12 protein-coding genes are annotated in these 16,854 nt (G+C 70.9%); 6 read left to right on the top strand and 6 right to left on the bottom strand.

What is annotated here, in order from left to right:
• Positions 1 to 88 precede the first annotated feature (88 nt).
• A complete protein-coding gene (locus tag QCD66_RS22080) occupies positions 89 to 1,069 on the top strand; it encodes a hypothetical protein (RefSeq protein WP_375732747.1) in 981 nt (326 codons plus the stop codon).
• Positions 1,070 to 1,168: 99 nt separating this feature from the next.
• Here QCD66_RS22080 and QCD66_RS22075 read toward each other — a convergent pair whose 3' ends face one another.
• Positions 1,169 to 2,248 carry a M14 family zinc carboxypeptidase gene (locus tag QCD66_RS22075; protein ID WP_375732748.1) on the bottom strand — a complete coding sequence of 360 codons (1,080 nt, stop codon included), beginning with the start codon at positions 2,246 to 2,248 and terminating at the stop codon, positions 1,169 to 1,171.
• A gap of 326 nt (positions 2,249 to 2,574) precedes the next feature.
• Here QCD66_RS22075 and QCD66_RS22070 point away from each other — a divergent pair, with 326 nt between their 5' ends.
• Positions 2,575 to 2,976: a peptidase inhibitor family I36 protein gene (locus tag QCD66_RS22070; protein ID WP_364207320.1), complete on the top strand. Its 402-nt coding sequence runs from the start codon at positions 2,575 to 2,577 to the stop codon at positions 2,974 to 2,976.
• Between the two features lie 27 nt (positions 2,977 to 3,003).
• On the opposite strand, the gene QCD66_RS22065 is transcribed toward QCD66_RS22070, so the two are convergent.
• From QCD66_RS22065 to QCD66_RS22055, 3 genes are all read right to left on the bottom strand, one after another.
• Positions 3,004 to 3,822: a MerR family transcriptional regulator gene (locus tag QCD66_RS22065; RefSeq protein ID WP_375732749.1), complete on the bottom strand. Its 819-nt coding sequence runs from the start codon at positions 3,820 to 3,822 to the stop codon at positions 3,004 to 3,006.
• A 40-nt stretch (positions 3,823 to 3,862) separates the two neighbouring features.
• Positions 3,863 to 4,369 carry a hypothetical protein gene (locus tag QCD66_RS22060; protein ID WP_364207316.1) on the bottom strand — a complete coding sequence of 169 codons (507 nt, stop codon included), beginning with the start codon at positions 4,367 to 4,369 and terminating at the stop codon, positions 3,863 to 3,865.
• 105 nt (positions 4,370 to 4,474) lie between these two features.
• Positions 4,475 to 7,573 carry a beta-L-arabinofuranosidase domain-containing protein gene (locus QCD66_RS22055; RefSeq protein WP_375732750.1) on the bottom strand — a complete coding sequence of 1,033 codons (3,099 nt, stop codon included), beginning with the start codon at positions 7,571 to 7,573 and terminating at the stop codon, positions 4,475 to 4,477.
• 692 nt (positions 7,574 to 8,265) lie between these two features.
• Between QCD66_RS22055 and QCD66_RS22050 the strand changes: the two genes are divergently transcribed.
• Positions 8,266 to 9,468, top strand: coding sequence for a cytochrome P450 (locus QCD66_RS22050; RefSeq protein ID WP_375732751.1), 1,203 nt, complete (start codon positions 8,266 to 8,268; stop codon positions 9,466 to 9,468).
• A gap of 97 nt (positions 9,469 to 9,565) precedes the next feature.
• The gene (locus tag QCD66_RS22045) at positions 9,566 to 11,071 is read left to right on the top strand and encodes an aminopeptidase P family protein (RefSeq protein WP_375732752.1); all 1,506 of its coding nucleotides are present in this window, start codon (positions 9,566 to 9,568) and stop codon (positions 11,069 to 11,071) included.
• Between the two features lie 63 nt (positions 11,072 to 11,134).
• Here the strand turns inward: QCD66_RS22045 and QCD66_RS22040 are convergent, their stop codons facing one another.
• Positions 11,135 to 12,520 (bottom strand): hypothetical protein, encoded by a 1,386-nt coding sequence (locus QCD66_RS22040; protein ID WP_364207308.1) that lies wholly within the window; start codon positions 12,518 to 12,520, stop codon positions 11,135 to 11,137.
• Positions 12,521 to 12,524: 4 nt separating this feature from the next.
• The gene (locus tag QCD66_RS22035; RefSeq protein WP_375732753.1) at positions 12,525 to 13,868 is read right to left on the bottom strand and encodes an MFS transporter; all 1,344 of its coding nucleotides are present in this window, start codon (positions 13,866 to 13,868) and stop codon (positions 12,525 to 12,527) included.
• Positions 13,869 to 14,898: 1,030 nt separating this feature from the next.
• Here QCD66_RS22035 and QCD66_RS22030 point away from each other — a divergent pair.
• Both QCD66_RS22030 and dmpG read left to right on the top strand, forming a co-directional pair.
• Positions 14,899 to 15,828, top strand: coding sequence for an acetaldehyde dehydrogenase (acetylating) (locus QCD66_RS22030; RefSeq protein ID WP_375732754.1), 930 nt, complete (start codon positions 14,899 to 14,901; stop codon positions 15,826 to 15,828).
• Positions 15,825 to 16,850 carry a 4-hydroxy-2-oxovalerate aldolase gene (gene dmpG / locus QCD66_RS22025; protein ID WP_407566763.1) on the top strand — a complete coding sequence of 342 codons (1,026 nt, stop codon included), beginning with the start codon at positions 15,825 to 15,827 and terminating at the stop codon, positions 16,848 to 16,850. Before QCD66_RS22030 ends, dmpG begins: the two co-directional genes overlap by 4 nt.
• Positions 16,851 to 16,854: the final 4 nt, after the last annotated feature.

Below are 16,854 nucleotides of genomic sequence, written 5' to 3'. Positions count from 1 at the left end.
GCGGCGCCGCCGCTCGGCTAGCGTCCTGATCACCGATCCGGGCGACGGTGGGATGCCCGGATCTTCTCCGCGACATCGAGGAGCCGGGATGGATCGAGCAAAGCTGCGCGGGCTCGCGACGCTGGTCGTACCGCTGCTGGTCGCCGTCGTGGCGGTCGGACCACCGGCGTACGCCGCCGACCCGCCCGGCCTGAGTATCCGGACGAAGGTCGTCGACGGCGCCACGACCGCACCGGTACGCGACATCTGCGTCTTCGCCGTCCCGGTGCTGACCTTCCGTCTTCCGGACACCTGCCCGCAGCGCAGCGACGTCGCCGGACAGGTGACCGTCACGGTGCCGGAACCCGGCTCGTACAACCTCTTCGTGCTGCCGGATTCCGGGAGCCGGTACGGCGCGCAGTGGGTGGGACCGGCCGGCGGCACCGGAGCGCAGCAGGGCGCCCGCCGGATCACGCTCGCCGCCGGCGATGCCAAGTCCGTACCGATGATCCGGCTGGACCGGCGGGCGGTCATCAGTGGCCGGGTGGGCCCGGCGGCGGGGGAGGGCACCGTCGGCATCGTCGGCCCCGACCCGTACGGCCGGGTCGATCCGCGTTACGCGCCGATCGCCGCCGACGGTACGTTCCGGATCGACTGGCTCGGCCCGTACGGGTGGCCGCTGCTGTTCCGTACGGATCATCGTCCGTACCAGTGGAGCGGTAACGTCGGCAACCGGCTGCTGGCCGACCTGGTGCCGGCGACGGTCGGCGAGCCGGTTCCCGGCTACCACCACCTCGACCAGGGTGCCCTGGTCACGGTCAGTGTTCCGGAGCCGCCCCCGGTCGGTGGCCGGCTGGTGGTCCGCAACGCGGTGACCCAGGACCCGATCGGTGTGGCCGACCGGGTCAGCCCGTGGGTGTTCGCCCCGGTGATGGAGATCCTCGGTGGCCAGCAGGTCAAGATCCAGTGCCTGTGCGGTGACACGGTCCGCTGGCACGGTGGCACCGACTTCGCCAGCGCGACCCCGGTCGTGATCCGTACGCACCAGCCGACGCTGGTCGTCCTGGCCGACCCGCCCGCCGTGAGCTGACCCCCGGCCGGCTTTCCCGCAACGAGAAGCCGGGACCACCGGCGGCGGCCGTCCGGAGACGGTCACCGCCGCCGATGGTCCCGGCGCGGTACGCGTGGATCAGAACTCACACTGCTGCGGGAACTTGTCGCAGGTCTGGATCGTGGCGCCCCGGGCGGGGATGTCGGCCCAACGGTTGGCGTCGACCGTGGCCAGCGATCCGTCGGCGATCGCGTCGGTGATCGCCCACAGGCCGTTGACGTTCTGCTTGATGATGTAGCCGCTGCTCTTGTGGCCGATCCCGCCGCGCGACTCGAAGAACATCGCGCTGGTCCGCCAGTTGGCGTACTCGCCGCGCGGGCCGGGGCCGTTGAGCATCGACGCCGAGGTGACGCCCTCGGGGATGTTGATGTACGGGTAGCGGGTCACGTTGACCACGCCGCTCTTGCCGGCGGCGTCGGCGGCCACCACGCCCATCCGGCGGACCGCGTCCCACTGGGCCGGCTGGAGCATGCCGGGGTCGAGCGAGATGCCGACCGAGAAGGTGGTCATCTCGTCGGTGTCACCGACGTAGTAGGTGCCCTGGTGGTGCAGGTCGATCATGTAGTGCGGCAGGAAGTCGGCCCACGCGTACCAGAACGCCTGCGACTCGACGGCGCGGTGCCGGGTGTAGTTGTTGTAGGTGTTCTCCGACAGCGGCGGCTGGCCGAGCGAGGTGCGGACCGAGTTGAGCTGGTCGAAGATCGGCCGGTCGACGCCCCAGTCGCGGTTGAGGTCGACGCGGTGCACCTGCTCCTGCCGCTGGTACGCCTCGAAGCCGTCGGGGTTGTACAGCGGGATGACGGCGAAGGTGATCTCCTCAAGGACCTCGCGGGCGTGCTTACCGCCCGAGACCAGGGTCTTCAGGAAGTCCAGGGAGGCTTCCGCGCCGTACGGCTCGTTGCCGTGGATGCGGCCCTGGATCCAGATCCGGGTCTCGCCGGTGCCGATGTAGGCGACCTGGAGCGGCCGGCCCTGGCCGCTGCGACCGATCTCCTCCACCCGCAGGGCGCCCTTGCTGCGGGCGGCGAGTGAGTGGAGGGTGCTCTCGACCTCGGCGGCGCTGAGCATCGACGCGCGGTTGACGGTGTTCTGGTTCGGGGGGACGAACGGCCCGTCGGCGTTGGCGACGCCGGGCACGAGTGCCGTGGCGAGCAACATCGGGGCTACCAGGAGGAGATTGCGGCGCGTTCTGAACACGGTGACGTTCCCTTCTGAGGGTTGTCGCGGATGACAGGTCTGCGAACGCCGGGGTGATGGCGTCGCCGTACTGGCACCCAGGACCGACCGGAGCCCGCTGACCAGGCATCCCGGACGTTGGAGATCATCTAACAATGGACGATCATGATCGTCAACGGCCAACATCGGCCGCGGTGCTTTGTCGATCTTCAGGGGATCTGTGCTGTCTGGGCCCCTGGTGACCAGGTTGGCGCATCGAAGTCTGTTAATATCGTGCCGGCCTGTTCGCCAGCCCCCTGGAGGTTCCCGTGTCAGTGCACAGTGGCGTGAAGTCCGTCCTGGCCGTCGTGGTGCTCGCCGCCACGACCGTGCTCACCGCCGCCACCCCCGGCGCGGCCGCGGTGCCTACCGAGCGGGCCGGCGTGACCGCGGGTGACTGCCCGTTCCCGAAGACCGTGTGTCTGTTCGACCAGACCGGCTACGCCGGTGTCCGGTTCACCGTGGCCGCGACCGGTCCGGGCGGCGCCTGCGTCAGCCTGGTGGACCACGGCTTCGGCGGCGGCCGGATCCGTTCGGTGCTCAACTCCGGTTCCGGGGCCGCCGCACTGTTCGCGGGCGACGACTGCGTCGGCGGCCCTTACCAGGTGGCGGGCAACAGCGGCATCGCCGACCTCAGCTCGTTCCAGGCGGAAAGCGTGTGGGTCCCGTAGCGGCCCCCGAAGCGCGCCCCGCCGCCGTCACCTCCAGGTCGCGGACTCCGGGTCGACGCCGTGCGCGCGGGCGTTGGCGTCGATGACGTCGCGCAGCCACCCGGCCAGGCCGGGCTCGAAGCCGTCGTAGTAGGCGGCGAAACCCGGCTCGGTCGTGTACCTGCGGCCCAGGCAGACGTGCATGGAGTGCGTGCAGTCGAAGTACACGCCGATCGACGCCCGGTGCCGCTCGGCGAGCACGTTCGCCTCGTCGCTTCCGGGCCGGACCCCGGCGCGCCGGGCGGCGGCCAGGTCGGCGTTGAGCGCCTCGACGTCCGTGGTGATCGACCGCCAGTCGTCGGCGGTCCTCCCGGCGGCGCGTTCGGCGTACTGCGCCCACTGGCCGGTCTCGCCCCAGCGCTCGCGCGCCTCCGCTACCCAGGCGGGTCGCCATTGCGCGCCGAAGATGGCGACCTGTTCCTCGGCGTTCAGCAGGATGCCGGTGTTCCGGGCCTCGACGATGCGGTCGAGCGCGGCGACCATCCGCTCCATCCGCAGGATGCGTTCGCGGAGCTGGTCGCGCTGTCGGCGCAGGGATTCGGTGGCGTCGCCGCTCGGCGCGTCCAGCAGGTCCGCGATGCGGTCGAGAGGTACGTCCAGTTCGCGGTAGACGAGCACCCGGTGGATGCGGGCCACGTCGGCGGCCGTGTAGAGCCGGTAGCCGGCGGTGGTGCGTGCGGACGGGCGGACGAGCCCGATCGCGTCCCAGTGGTGGAGCGTCCGGACGGTGACGCCCGCGAGGGAGGCCACGGCGCCGACGGTCAGCCCGTCGGTCGCCGCGGTCCCGTCGGCAGGTCGAGGTGTCACGTCACCAGTGTGGCAGCCGGGTCCGGTCGGGCCCGCCGCGTCACGCCGCAGGGGCTTCGATCCCGATGTCCCGCAGGAACTGGGCCTCGGGACTGTCCGGGTCGTACGGGCGCGCGGCGGTCATGATCACCCGGGTGTTCTCCGGCGTGACGACCTCCAACTCCACCGAGTTCCACGGCATGTGCCGCGGCCCCGTCGTCGAACCGGGCAGAAGCTTCTCGCCCGCGGCCGCGATCTCGTCGATCTGGCTCAGCACGCACGAGAAGCTCACGGTCAGCGCCGGAGGTTCGGCGGCGCTTTCGGCCGCCATCAGCAGGACGTCCTGGAACGCCCAGCGCCGCAGGTGCGTGAGCCGGCCGGGAATGGAGAACAGGTCGAAGAAGCCCAGGCCACGGACCCAGAAGTCGGCCGACGCCGCCAGGTCGTCGGTCGGTACCGTCACGAACATCGGCATCCCGTAGATGCCGCGGAACAACTCCGGCGGCACCGCGTCGAGTGCCGGCGTCGGGACGGGGCTGAGGTCGAAGGCGGGAAAGGTGTCGGTCATGACGCCAGCATCGAGCCTCACGTGACGTGAGGGTCAAGTCGCCGCCGATCGAGGTGCCCCGGAGGGCCGCGGTCGACCGCGGCCCTCCGGGGCGGGGCCTACGGTCTACGGGGCGAGCTCCCTGTTGGCGCGACCCGCGTGCGAGACGACGAGGGTCTTCTGCGCCTCGGTGAGGATGCCGGCCGCGACGAACGCCTCGGCAAGCTCGGTGACCTTCGATACGAACTGGCCGTGGTTGCGGAAGGGTGCCTGGTCCCACAGCAGGTCGAGGAAGGTCGGTCCGTCGGTGCCCGGTGACGGGATGCCCGTCACCGGGACGTCGTAGTTCGGGAGGCCGTCGTTGCGCTTGTAGTTCGGCACCCCGGTGTCGATCGACCCGAACACGATCGTCGGCTCGACCCGCCGGAAGTAGGTCGAGGCGGCCTGGGTGTCACTGATGTAGTAGGGCCGCAGGGTGAAGTCGTGCGTGGTGAAGAGCTTGTCGCCCGCCGCCGTGGTGCTCGCGTGGGTGATGGCCGAGCGGCCGTAGTCGCCGTCCCGCTTGAGGTAGCGGTAGAGGGACAGCTCGCGGTAGCTCCCGCCGCCCGGGTTGCCCAGGACCTGCAGGACGAGGGGACCCCAGAAGATCGCCTGGGTGTCCGGACGGTCCAGGGCCCGCTCGATCCGGATGCTGAAGGGCATCCGGATCTCGACGACGTCACCGGACGTCCAGGTCCGGCTCAGGGTCACGTACCGGCCGGACTTCTGGTTGATGTTCACCGGCTCGCCGTTGAGGTTGACGAAGAAGCCCCGCCGCGTCCAGCCCGGCACCCGCAGCTTGAGGTTGAGCCGGCCGCTGCCGGTGACGGTCAGCTTGACCCGGTCGTCCCGGGGGTAGCTCGTCTCCTGCGTGATGGTGAAGCCCTTCTGCGCCCAGGTCAGGGTCGAGGGCACGTAGAGGTTCACCCAGAGCGTGTTGCCCTTGGCGGACTTGAAGTAGATCGTCTCCTGGTACTTCGTGTGGTTCTCGATGCCCGTACCGCCGCAGCAGGTGCCGGTGTTGCCGTAACCCCGGGAGGTGCCGGGTGTCAGCGGCTGGAAGTAGGTGACCTGCGGGTTGCTGACGCTCGAGCTGTCGGAACGGGAGCCGAGGATCATGTTGAGCAGGCCGCGCTCGTAGTAGTCCATGTAGGCCGCGTCGTGCTCGTGGAAGAACAGGTTCCGGGCCAGCTTGATCATGTTGTACGTGGTGCAGGTCTCCGCGCCACCCTGGGCGATCGCGTTGGCGATGTTGCCCCGGTTCTGGAACATCTCGATGTTGTTGTTGGAACCGGGGTAGTTGCCACCCGTACCGCCGTGGGCGAACATGCGGTCCGGGATGACCATGCCGAAGAAGTTCTTCGCGGCCTGGAAGTACTCCTGGTCGCCGCTCTGCTCGTAGACGCTCAGGTAGCCGATGAACTGCGGCACGTGCGTGTTGGCGTGCAGCCGTTCCGGGCGGCGCCGGCCGGGCCGGGTCTCCGGCGTGGTGACCAGGATGTCGCGGTTCTCGACGGTGGCGCCGAACAGCGACTCCCGGTTGTCGAAGGTCTTGGCGGTCGCCAGGTGCTTCGGGTCGCCGGTGATCCGGGCGATCTCGGGGAACACCTCGTTCGCCCCGCCGAACTCACCGGCGATGTAGAGGTCCCACATGTAGTTCAGGTTGTCCCGGGTCAGCGGGCCCTCGTAGTCGGGGTGGTTCTTGTCCCCGAGGGTCAGTGCGAGGTGGGCCCAGTCGGCCATCTTGACGACGACCTCGAGCGCCTTGGCGTTGTCGGTGTGGTAGTAGGCGTCGAGCAGGCCGCGCATGATCTTGTGCTGGGTGTACCAGGGCGCCCAGGTGTTGGTGTCGGCGTTGCCGCCGTAGATGGCCCAGCGGGGCGGCCCGAGCCGCAGCACCGCGTCCTCCGGGATCGCACCCAGGTAACCGGGGTGGGTCGGGATCCACAGGTCGGCCCCGCCGCTGTCGGCGGCCACGACGCCGGCGTCGCGACCGTTCGGCGAGGAGTCCCGCAGGGTGGTGCCGCCCTCCTCCTCGAACCGGTACCAGGCGATGCTCCCGCCCCCGGTGCTCCCGGCGGCCGAGTCCTGCAGCGACTGGACCTCCTGCTGGCTGAGCGCCCGGTCGAAGATGTGGAACTCGTCGACGGTGGCGTCGAGGAACGGGTCGCCGTACTGCGAGCGGCCGATCCAGCGGTTGGCCGGGTTGCTGAGGTTGGCCGGGTTCAGCGTCATGTTGGTGTTGGTGCCGGCGACCTGGCCGTTGACGTACAGCGTGCCGGTGTTCTGCGACAGGGTGACGGCCAGGTGGACCCACTGGCCCGTCGGCAGCGCGGCGTTACCGTTGATCTGCTGTTCCTGGGCGGTTCCGCCGACCGTGATGGCGAACCGCGGGGCGTTGCCCGCGGCGCCGGAGCGGGGGGTCAGGAACATGTTGACCGTGCTGTTCTGGCCGAAGTCGAACAGCCGGCTCCAGTCCTGGGCCGAGGCGAGGTTCACCCAGGTGGCGATGGTGAAGTTGGTGAGCTGGCTGATCGTCTCCTGCGGCAGCGTCACGTACTGGGCCTGGCTGGGGCCGTTGAGGCGCAGGGCGCTGCCGAAGCGGCCCGGTACCCGGCCGATCTCCGGCTCCTGCGGGTTCTCGCCGCCGGGCCCCCCGGTGCCCATCCGGGCGGTGATCGCGGCCTGGCACGCGGCCAGCTCGTCGACCATCCAGTCGAGCTTGCTCTTGAAGATCGGCTCACGCTGGTCGGCGTAGCTCTGCGCGAGCGCCGTCATGAAGTGGCCGGCCCAGTGACCGCTGAGCAGCCCGCCGTTCTCCCAGCCCCCGGGGGTGGACACCCCCGGCGGGTTCGGCCGGCCGGCCTGGTTGTTGAACAGCACGAGGAACCGCCGCTCGTCGAACTGCCGGAGGTAGTTCTTCATGCGGTCGCGCTTTTCCTGGAACAGGCCGTCGCCGAGCGAGACGTCACGCAGCTGGAACGGCCGGACCGGGGCGGTGCCGCCGGGGCCGAGGTCGGGCGGGGTCCCGGGCAACGGGTTCGGGCCGGTCACCGCCTCGGTCGCCGGTGCCGCCTGCGCGGCGGCGGCCGGGAGCGCACCGGCGGCGGCGACCGCGGCCGCGCCGATGGCGGAGGCCTGTAGAACCTGACGACGACTGATGGGGAGCTTCTCGGGTTGAACCACTGAGGATCGTCCTTCCAGGGGTGGGTATGTGTGACGGCTCGGCCTGCCGCCCGATCGCCGGGCCCGGTCGGATCCACTGGCTGTCGTGGGTCCGGCCCGGGGGCTGGCGGCCATCCCTGACGGCGGCGGTGGTGACCACGGCGGACGGCGGGGCGGGTGTCGCTGGGCAGGTCGGGACGGTGGCTTGGTGAGTCGGCGGGTCTGTCGTGCCGCTGCTCCGGCGCCGGTCCGCCCGTTCCTCAGGTGGGTGGGCCCGGTGCGGCGTCGGACGTACCGCGTGCGGCGCGACTCGGTGGCCTGCCGGAGTGTTCTTGTGCCTCCCGCCGTCGGGCGGGACGAGGATGTTGCGCGTATACTATTGCAATTGCATCCCAGCCTCTCTGTCAAGCGCTGATTCGTGGCGGTAGGAGACCTGCGGCGGCCGTGACGGGGGTCGTCTCATCGGCGTCGGCAACTGTGGTGTTCAGAGAGTGTGAACGCTAACTTCACCCAGGTCAATCCCTACGATCGAGTAAGAGTTCACGGTTGACACATTCCGGTAACCCAACTATGTTAACGCTCACATGCTGTCGCTCGGTAAGTCGTACGCGGCCCGCGGGGCCTGCGGCGCGGCCGTCGGAGGCGTGCCGTCCGACGGCATCGCGCGCGGCCGTCGAGGTGCACAGTGGACTGTCCTGCCAGGAGGGGGCGACGTGGCCGCCGAGTTCGGCATCTCGGAGTTGTGGGATCCGGTGGTTCGCCGCGATCCGCACGCCTTCTACGACCGGGTACGGGACAGTGGCGGGCCGGTGCTCCAGATCGACCCCAGCGGCGCCCGCTTCTGGGTGATCGCCGGCCACGCCGATGTCCTGGAAGGACTCCGTCATCCGGCGATCGGGCACGAGGTGCACCGGCACTTTCCCGGCAGCCGGCGGCCCGCGCCGCACGAACTGACGGAAGTGGCGCGACTCGAGGCCCGTCAGCTCATCAACCTCGACCCACCCGACCACACCCGCCTGCGGGGGCTGGTCAGCGGTGGCTTCACGGCACGGATGGTGGCCCGGCTGGAGCCGTGGATCGGTGACCTCGCCGATCGGCTGGTCGCACGGGCCCGCGAGCGGGGAGACGTCGACGGGGTCGCCGACCTCGCCGACCCGGTGCCGGTCAACGTCATCGCCGAACTGGTCGGCATTCCCGACGTCGACCGGCCGCGGTTCCGCGCCTGGTCCGCGGCGATCGTGTCGGCCAGCGCCGAAGGCCCGGCGGCCACCCTGGAGTTCGGGGCGTACCTCGACGAGCTGGCGGCCCGGCGCCGGGCCGACCCCGCCGACGACCTGATCTCGCAACTTGTGGCGATCGAGGACCGGGGAGACCGGCTCGACCGCGACGAACTGGTGGCACTGGTGCAGTTGCTGCTCGTCGCCGGTCAGGAGACGACCGTCGACCTCATCGTCAACGGGCTTCGTCTGCTGCTGACCCACCCCGACCAGTGGCGGGCGGTACGAGACGATCCGGCGCTGGCGGAGGCGGTGGTCGAGGAGACGCTGCGGTTCCGCGGGCCGGTCGAGATCGTGCCGCCACGGTTCGCCTTCGCCGACGTGGAGATGGCCGGCGGGCGGATCCCGGCGTTCGACCGGGTGGGGCTCTCGCTGTGGGGCGCCAACCGGGACCCCGCGGTGTTCGACCGGCCGCACGAGTTCGACATCCACCGCACCGACGTCCGGCGGCACATCGCCTTCGGGTACGGCATCCACTTCTGCCTCGGCGCCCACCTGGCCCGGCTGGAGAGCCGGATCATGTTCGAGCGGATCGCCCGGCACCTCCCCGATCTGCGTCTCGCGGTCGACCCCGCCGACCTCCACGGCTTCCGGCTGCACCGGAACGTGTTGCCGCTCCGGGTGGGACCACCCGGCTGACGCCGGCCCGGCGGTGCCGTGTCCGCGTCGTCACCGTCGGTGCGGGTGGCCTGGTCGCGGATCGGGAAACACCCGACCACGTGGCAGAATATCGACCATGACGAGCGACAAGCAGGTGAAGGCCAGCCACCGGAACACCCCGGGCAGCGACGCGTTCCGCGCGTTCATCGCTTCCGGGTGGGCCAGCCGGAGTACCGAACCCGTACCGCGCGCCGAGGTCGCGGACCACGCCGCCCGGCGCCGGGCGGCCGTGTCCGAGCGGTTCCCGGGCGAGCGTCTCGTCATCCCGGCCGGCGGCCTGAAAGTACGCAGCAACGACACGGACTACACGTTCCGGGCACACACCGCGTTCGCCTACCTGACCGGTCTCGGCGCGGACAGCGAGCCGGACAGTGTCCTGGTGCTCGACCCGAAGCCGGAGGGCGGCGGCCACGAGGCGATCCTGTTCTTCCGGCCCCTCGCCGCGCGCGACACCGAGGAGTTCTTCGCCGACGCCCGGTTCGGCGAGTTCTGGGTGGGGCCGCGTCCGACGATCCAGGACATCGAGTCCCGGTTGGGGGTCGGCGCCCGGCACATCGACTCGCTGCCGGACACGCTGGCCAAGGACGCCGGTGCGGTCCAGATACGGGTGGTGCGGGCGGCCGACGACCAGGTGGCCCGCCGGGTCGACGAGGTCCGTGCCGAGGCGGCGACGTCCGCCTCCGGGCCGACCGACGCGGACGAGGAACTGGCCCGGTTCCTGTCCGGAATGCGGATCTGCAAGGACGAGTGGGAGATCGGCGAGATGCGCCGGGCCATCGCCGCCACCCACCAGGGCTTCGAGTCGATCATCGTCGGGCTGCCGGAGGCGGTCCGCAAGGGCCGCGGCGAGCGTTGGGTCGAGGGACTCTTCGGCCTGTACGCGCGGCACGAGGGCAACGGTGTCGGATACGAGTCGATCTGCGCGTCCGGGGACCACGCCAACACGATCCACTGGACGAAGAACACGGGGCAGGTGCGCGAGGGCGACCTGATGCTGATCGACGCCGGGGTGGAGCTGGACTCGCTCTACACCGCCGACATCACCCGGACCCTGCCGGTCAACGGCCGCTTCACCGAGGTCCAGCGCAAGATCTACGAGGCGGTCCTGGAGGCGCAGGAAGCCGGGATGGCGGCGGTGAAGCCGGGCAACAAGTTCAGCGACATCCACGCCGCAGCCAACCGGGTCATCGCCCGCAAGCTGCACGAGTGGGGCCTGCTGCCCGACGGCGTGACGCTGGAGCAGACGCTGGACCCCGAGAACGGCGGCTGGCATCGGCGCTGGATGGTCCACGGCACCTCCCACCACCTGGGCATGGACGTGCACGACTGCCAGATGCTGCTGCGTAAGGACTACATGGACGGCGAACTGAAGCCGGGCATGATCCTCACCGTCGAGCCGGGTCTCTACTTCAAGGCGGACGACCTGGTGGCGCCGGAGGAGTTCCGCGGCATCGGGGTCCGGATCGAGGACAACGTGCTCGTCACGCAGGACGGCCACGAAAACCTGTCGTCGGCGATGCCGCGCACGGCCGACGACGTCGAGGCGTGGATCGCCCGGGTGCAGTCCGGCGCGGACGAGTGACCACGTCCTGAACTGATTCGCCGGGCACCGGCGGCGCGGCCGCGCCGCCGGTGCCCGATCCGGTCAGCTCTCGTGGAAGGCGGACCCGACGGCCGCGCCGGCACCGAGGCTGACCACGCCGACCGCCGGGTCGGTGCTGCCGCGTACGAAGCATCCGGCGTATCCGTCCTCGCCGACGACGTCGACGTCGCCGAGGTAGATCCCCCAGTTGAGGTAGAGGTCCTGGGCGCCACCGGCGCCGTCCGGGAAGGGTTCGGCCGCCGGGCGGATGCGGCGTTGCAGCACGTACGGGCCGTCCATCGCCGCGGTGAGGTCGGCCTGCCACCGGGCCGGGTCGACCTGCCAGCCGGCGACGATCCCGCTGCCGCCGTGCAGCAGGGTCGGCTTCAGGACCAGGTCGTCGCGGTGCGCCACGGCGTAGCGGAGCAGGTCGACGTCGCTGCCGCCGGGGTCGGTGGTCCGTGGACGTACGTACCGCGTCCAGGGCAGGAGGCGGTCGACGCAGGCGAGTTCCGCGGCGTCGAACAGGGCACGGTGCCGGTCGTCGGAGAGCATGGCCAGCGTTGCCTTGTTGCCGTAGATCTCGGCGTCCAGCCGGCTGAACAGGCCGACCTTCCCCTGGTCGGCGGCTGCCAGGAGCGGTTCCAGCTCGGCCACGGACGCCGGATCGGCGAGGTCCTCGGCGAGGAAATACCGGTAGACGATGTCGACGGTCCGGCCCGCGACGGTGGGGCGGCCGTTCGGATAGGTCAGCTGGCCGGGGTGGCAGGCGATTCCCTCGATGCCGTGTTCGGCGAGCTTCGCGGCGAACACCCGTAGCCGGGGCCCGATGACGGCGAAGTTGTCCACGGTGTCCAGTACGGCGACGACCGGCGGCCGGCCGGCGGGGACCGCCGTGGCGCATTCGGCGAGCATCGTCCGCGCCATGCAGGCCAGCGTGTCGCGGTAGCCCAGCCGGTGCCGGGTCACGAACTCCCGCAGTGGGGCGAAGGTCAGCATGGCCCGGTTGAGGTCGGCGTTCTCGAAGCCGCCGAGCGCGCTCGTGATGTTGAATTCGAGCAGGCTGAACGCCGTACCGTCGTGGTAGAGGTCGGCGCGGCCGAGCGGGACGAGCGACCCGGTGCGGGCACTGCGGGTGATCAGCGCGGTCTGCTGGCCGCTCATGCCGACGGCCTCGGCCAGCGCGGCGAGGCTTCCCCCGAAGATCCGGTCCGGTAGCGAGCGCAGCAGGTCGTAGATGGTGCGCAGGTCACCGGCGACGGTGCGGCGCTCGGCGTCGCCGAGGAAGGCGGGGCCGGCCAGGAACCGGTCCCGGTATGCCAGCGTGAGGGCGGCGGATTCGCGGGCGGCGGCCGTCGGGTCGCCCGCGCCCGCGGCTCCGGCGAGGTGTTCCACGTAGGCGTGCCCCAGCGGTGACCGGTGCAGGTGGGGCGGGCGGGTGACGGTCATGGGGTTACCTTTCCGGCGTGGTGCGCGCGTTCGGCCCGGTGTCGGTGCTGTCCGGCCCGGCGGGTGTCCGGTCGTCGGCGGTGTGGGCGGGGCCGTCGTCCTGCCGGGCCTCCACGACGGTGGTGATCCACCGCCGGCGGGCGCCGCGGACCAGGATCACCGCGATGACCGTCATGACGATCGCGCCGGCGCCGAAGACGGCGGGGGTGCCGGCCTCGGCGGCGACGATGCCGCCGGCCGCCGCGCCGACGGGCAGCCCGCCCCAGGCGATCAGCCGGTAGACGCTGTTGGCGCGGCCGAGCAGGTGCCGGGGGACCAGGGTCTGGCGCAGGACCACCACGACGACGTTCCAGGTCACCGTCCCGCAGGCGAAGAGGGCGAGGGCGATGCCGGCCGCGTACGGCGAGGGCACGAGGGCCAGCACGGCTTCGCTGGAGGCGATCAGGGTGGCGGTGGCGACGAGTGCTCCCTCGCGGCCGAGCCGGTTGGTCAGCAGGGGGGCGATCCGGGAGGCGAGGACGGCTCCGACGGCCTGACAGGAGAGCATGACGCCGTACCCGAACGGGCTCAGTTCGAGCACCTGGCTGCTGTGCACCACGAGTACGGCGAGCATGGCGCTGCCGGCGAGGTTGATCGTGCAGGAGAGCAGGGCGAGGTTGCGGAGCAGGTGGTGGCGCCACAGCCACTTCGCGCCGGCGAGCATCTGCGCCAGCACGCCGGTGGTGTCGCGCCGTTCGGCGGGCGGTCGGGTGCGGCGCATCCGGGCGAGGAGCAGGGCCGAGCACAGGAACGTGGCCGCGTCGACGCCGAACGGCAGGGCGACGGCGACGCCGAAGAGCAGGGCGCCGAAGAGCGGGCCGACGAAGCCGGTTCCGGCCTCCTGGGCGGCCATGATGCGGGCGTTGGCGGTGGACAGTCCGGACTCGGGGGCGACGAACGGGACGAGGACCTGTGCGGCGTTGCGGCAGAAGACCTCCCCGACGCCGAGCAGGAACATGCACACGTAGAGCAGCGGCAGCCCGCCCCAACCTCCGATGATCCCGGCGGTGAGCACGACGAGCAGGACGGCCCGGGCGAGGTCGACCCGGACCAGCGCCTTGCGGAGGTCGACGCGGTCGACGAGCAGGCCGGCGGGGATGCCGAACAGCACGAACGGGGCGGTGAACGCGACCGAGACGCCGCCGATGAGGCGGGGGTCGTCGGTGAGTTGGGCGGCCAGCAGGGGACCGGCGGCGATCGTGACGCCGTCGCCGATCGCGGAGACGGCGGCGGCGGACCACAGCTTGGAGAAGTCGGCGCCCAGCCGCTGGCGTCGTCCGGCGGCGGTGGGGGTGGCCAGTTTGGTCATGGCGTGGTGCTGGGGCGGGACCCGTCCGGTCCGGTGCTGCCTGGCGGGTGGTGTCCCTGACCAGCCCTGTCGCGGCACGGCCGACGATCCATCGTGTCCCCTTTCGAGCGGTGCGTACGTCGCGGCTTTGCCCGGACCACCGTCCGGAATGCACGTACGCACGAGTGTGATGAGGATAGTCGAAAGGATCGTGGCGGCATCGGTCACGCAGTGTCGCCGGCCGGCGGTGCGGCAACAGATCTTCGGGTTGACGGATCGGGTTTTGGTTTTGTATAGGCATCGTCCGGGACGGTGTGTGACGGTCGACAAAATGCTGGGGGGGGGGGGGAGTCTGGTCGATGCTGGTTGGCGCCGCTTTGCGGCTGAGTGCCGGCGTAGTCCCGGGTGTCGGGTGTCCCGCTCTCGACTGTCCCGAGGGTGACCCAACACGCAGGTCCGATACCCGTAAATATCTGGTACCGTCGATGATGGCCGGCTGTTGAGGTTGATTGTCACGGATGGTTGTCACGGATAGTGGTCGCGGTTGGTTCTCGCGGTCGGTCGCTTCGTCACAGTGAGGTCCAGCATTGCTGGAGATGAATGCATCCGGGAGTGCTTTCGATTGCTGCTTGGGAATCTCTGAGATCAGTCATATGTCCGTTTGTTGCTTGACGGTGCGGCACGCGCGGCCGAATGGACCCTGTCGAATGGTGGTTTCCGGTCGCAACGCGATCCGTCAGCCGGCGGACCTTTCGTTTCTCGGCGACCCGTCGGCGGTCTGAGAGCCGCCGCATCACCGTGCCGCCCGCCGCTGCCGGTCCGACCTGGACGGGCGGCCCCGGCGGCCACCCGATGGACGGGTACCGGACCCCCTCCAGGCGCCACCACCGCCGGAATGCCGCCGGTCAGGAGTGGCCGGCGCGGATCGAATGGTGAGGACGACGTACATGAGAACCCGTGAACCGGACGCCGGGCGTCACCCGGCCGGTGTCCAGCGATCCCTCGCCCGGCATCCGCGGACCTGCCGACCCCGGCCCCACGGAGGCACGCCGTGAGCCTCACCCCGGACGTGACCACCCCCGGACCGGACCTCGTCGCGCCCGCCACCGTCGCCGTCATCGGCACCGGCGCCATCGGCCAGGACCTGATCAGCAAGATCGACCGGTCCCGGGCGCTGGACTGCCGCCTGGTCGCCGGCCGCAACCCGGACTCGGCGGGGCTGCGGCACGCCGAGCGGTTCGGCTATCCGGCCAGCGCGGCCGGGATCGACGCCATCCTGGCGGCGGAACGCCCGTTCGACATCGTCTTCGACGCCACCAACGCCGCCTCCCACCGGCACCACTGGCGACTGCTGGAGCCGCTGGGCACGCTGGTGGTCGACCTGACGCCCAGCGGGGTCGGGCACATGGTGGTGCCGACCGTGACCGGGGTCGGGGTGGCGACCGGGCGCAACGTCAACCTGATCAGTTGCGGCGGTCAGGCGTCCGTCCCGATCGTGCACGCGCTGGCGACCAGGTTCCCCGCGACGTACATCGAGGTCGTCTCGACCGTGGCCAGCACCATCGCCGGCCGCGCGACCAGACTGAACCTCGACGAGTACGTGGCGACCACCGAGCACGCCGTCACCACGTACTCCGGGGTCTCGGCCGTCAAGGCGATCCTGAACATCAGCCCGGCCGTGCCGCCGGCGACGTTCCGTACGGCCGTGCACGCCCGGATACCCGGCGCCGATCCGGCGGCGGTCCGGGCCACGGTCGACGAGGCCGCCGCCCGGGTGCGTTCCTTCGCCCCCGGCTACGCGGTCACCGCCTGCACCGTCGTCGACGACCGGGTCACGGTCGCCGTGCAGGTGCTGGCCCACAGCGACGTCCTGCCCCACTACGCCGGCAATCTCGACATCATCAACTCCGCCGCCGTCATGGTCGCCGAGCAGCATGCGGCGGCGACGGGCCGGACCGTCCGGGCGGAGGCGCACCGGTGAACGACGTACTCATCTACGACCCGACCCTGCGCGACGGTCAGCACGCGGTCCGTCACCAGCTCGGGGTCGACGCCATACGCCGGTACGCCGAGGCCGCCGACGCGGCCGGCATCCCGGTGGTCGAGGTCGGCCACGGCAACGGGCTGGGAGCCTCGTCGCTACAGGTCGGACTCGCCGCGGTCGGCGACGACGAAATGCTCTCCACGGTCCGCGAGGCCCTGCGGCACAGCCGGATGGGTGTCTTCATGCTGCCCGGCTGGGGCACCTCCACCGACCTGCGGCGGGCCATCGCCCGCGGCGCCGACGTCGTCCGGATCGGCGTGCACGCCACCGAGACGTCGCTCGCCGAACGGCACCTCGGCGTTCTGCGCGACGCCGGCGCCGAGGCGCACTGCGTGCTGATGATGAGCCACATGGCCACCCCCGGGGAACTGGCCGAGCACGCCGCGCGGGCCGTCGGATACGGGGCACAGGCGGTGGGGATCATGGACTCGGCCGGCTGGTTCCTGCCCCCGGACGTCACCGTGCGGATCGCGGCGATCGGGTCGGCGGTCGACACGCCGGTGATCTTCCACGGGCACGACAACCTCGGCATGGCGGTCGCCAATTCCGTCGCCGCCGCCCAGGCCGGTGCCTCGATCATCGACGGCTGCGCCCGCGGCTTCGGTGCCGGGGCGGGCAACACCCAGCTCGAGGTGCTGGTGCCGGTCCTGGAACGCAGCGGCTTTTCGACCGGCATCGACCTCTACGCGCTGCTCGACGCCGCCGACCTGGCCGAGCGTGAACTCATGCCGGCCCCGCCGGTGACCGCGTCGATGACCATCGTCAGTGGCCTGGCCGGGGTGTTCTCCGGGTTCAAGCACCGGGTCGTCGAGCTGTCCGCCCGCGCCGGTGTCGACCCGCGCGACGTGTTCTTCGAACTCGGCAGACGGCAGGCCATCGCCGGCCAGGAGGACCTGATCGTGGACGTGGTGGCAGAGCTGAGCGCCCGTACCGGGCGCGTGGCGGCCCTTCAGAAGTAAGGAC

It is taken from the genome of Polymorphospora sp. A560 (assembly GCF_045781765.1).
Classification (GTDB): domain Bacteria; phylum Actinomycetota; class Actinomycetes; order Mycobacteriales; family Micromonosporaceae; genus Polymorphospora; species Polymorphospora lycopeni.
This window is presented reverse-complemented; position numbering and strand designations above follow the sequence as displayed.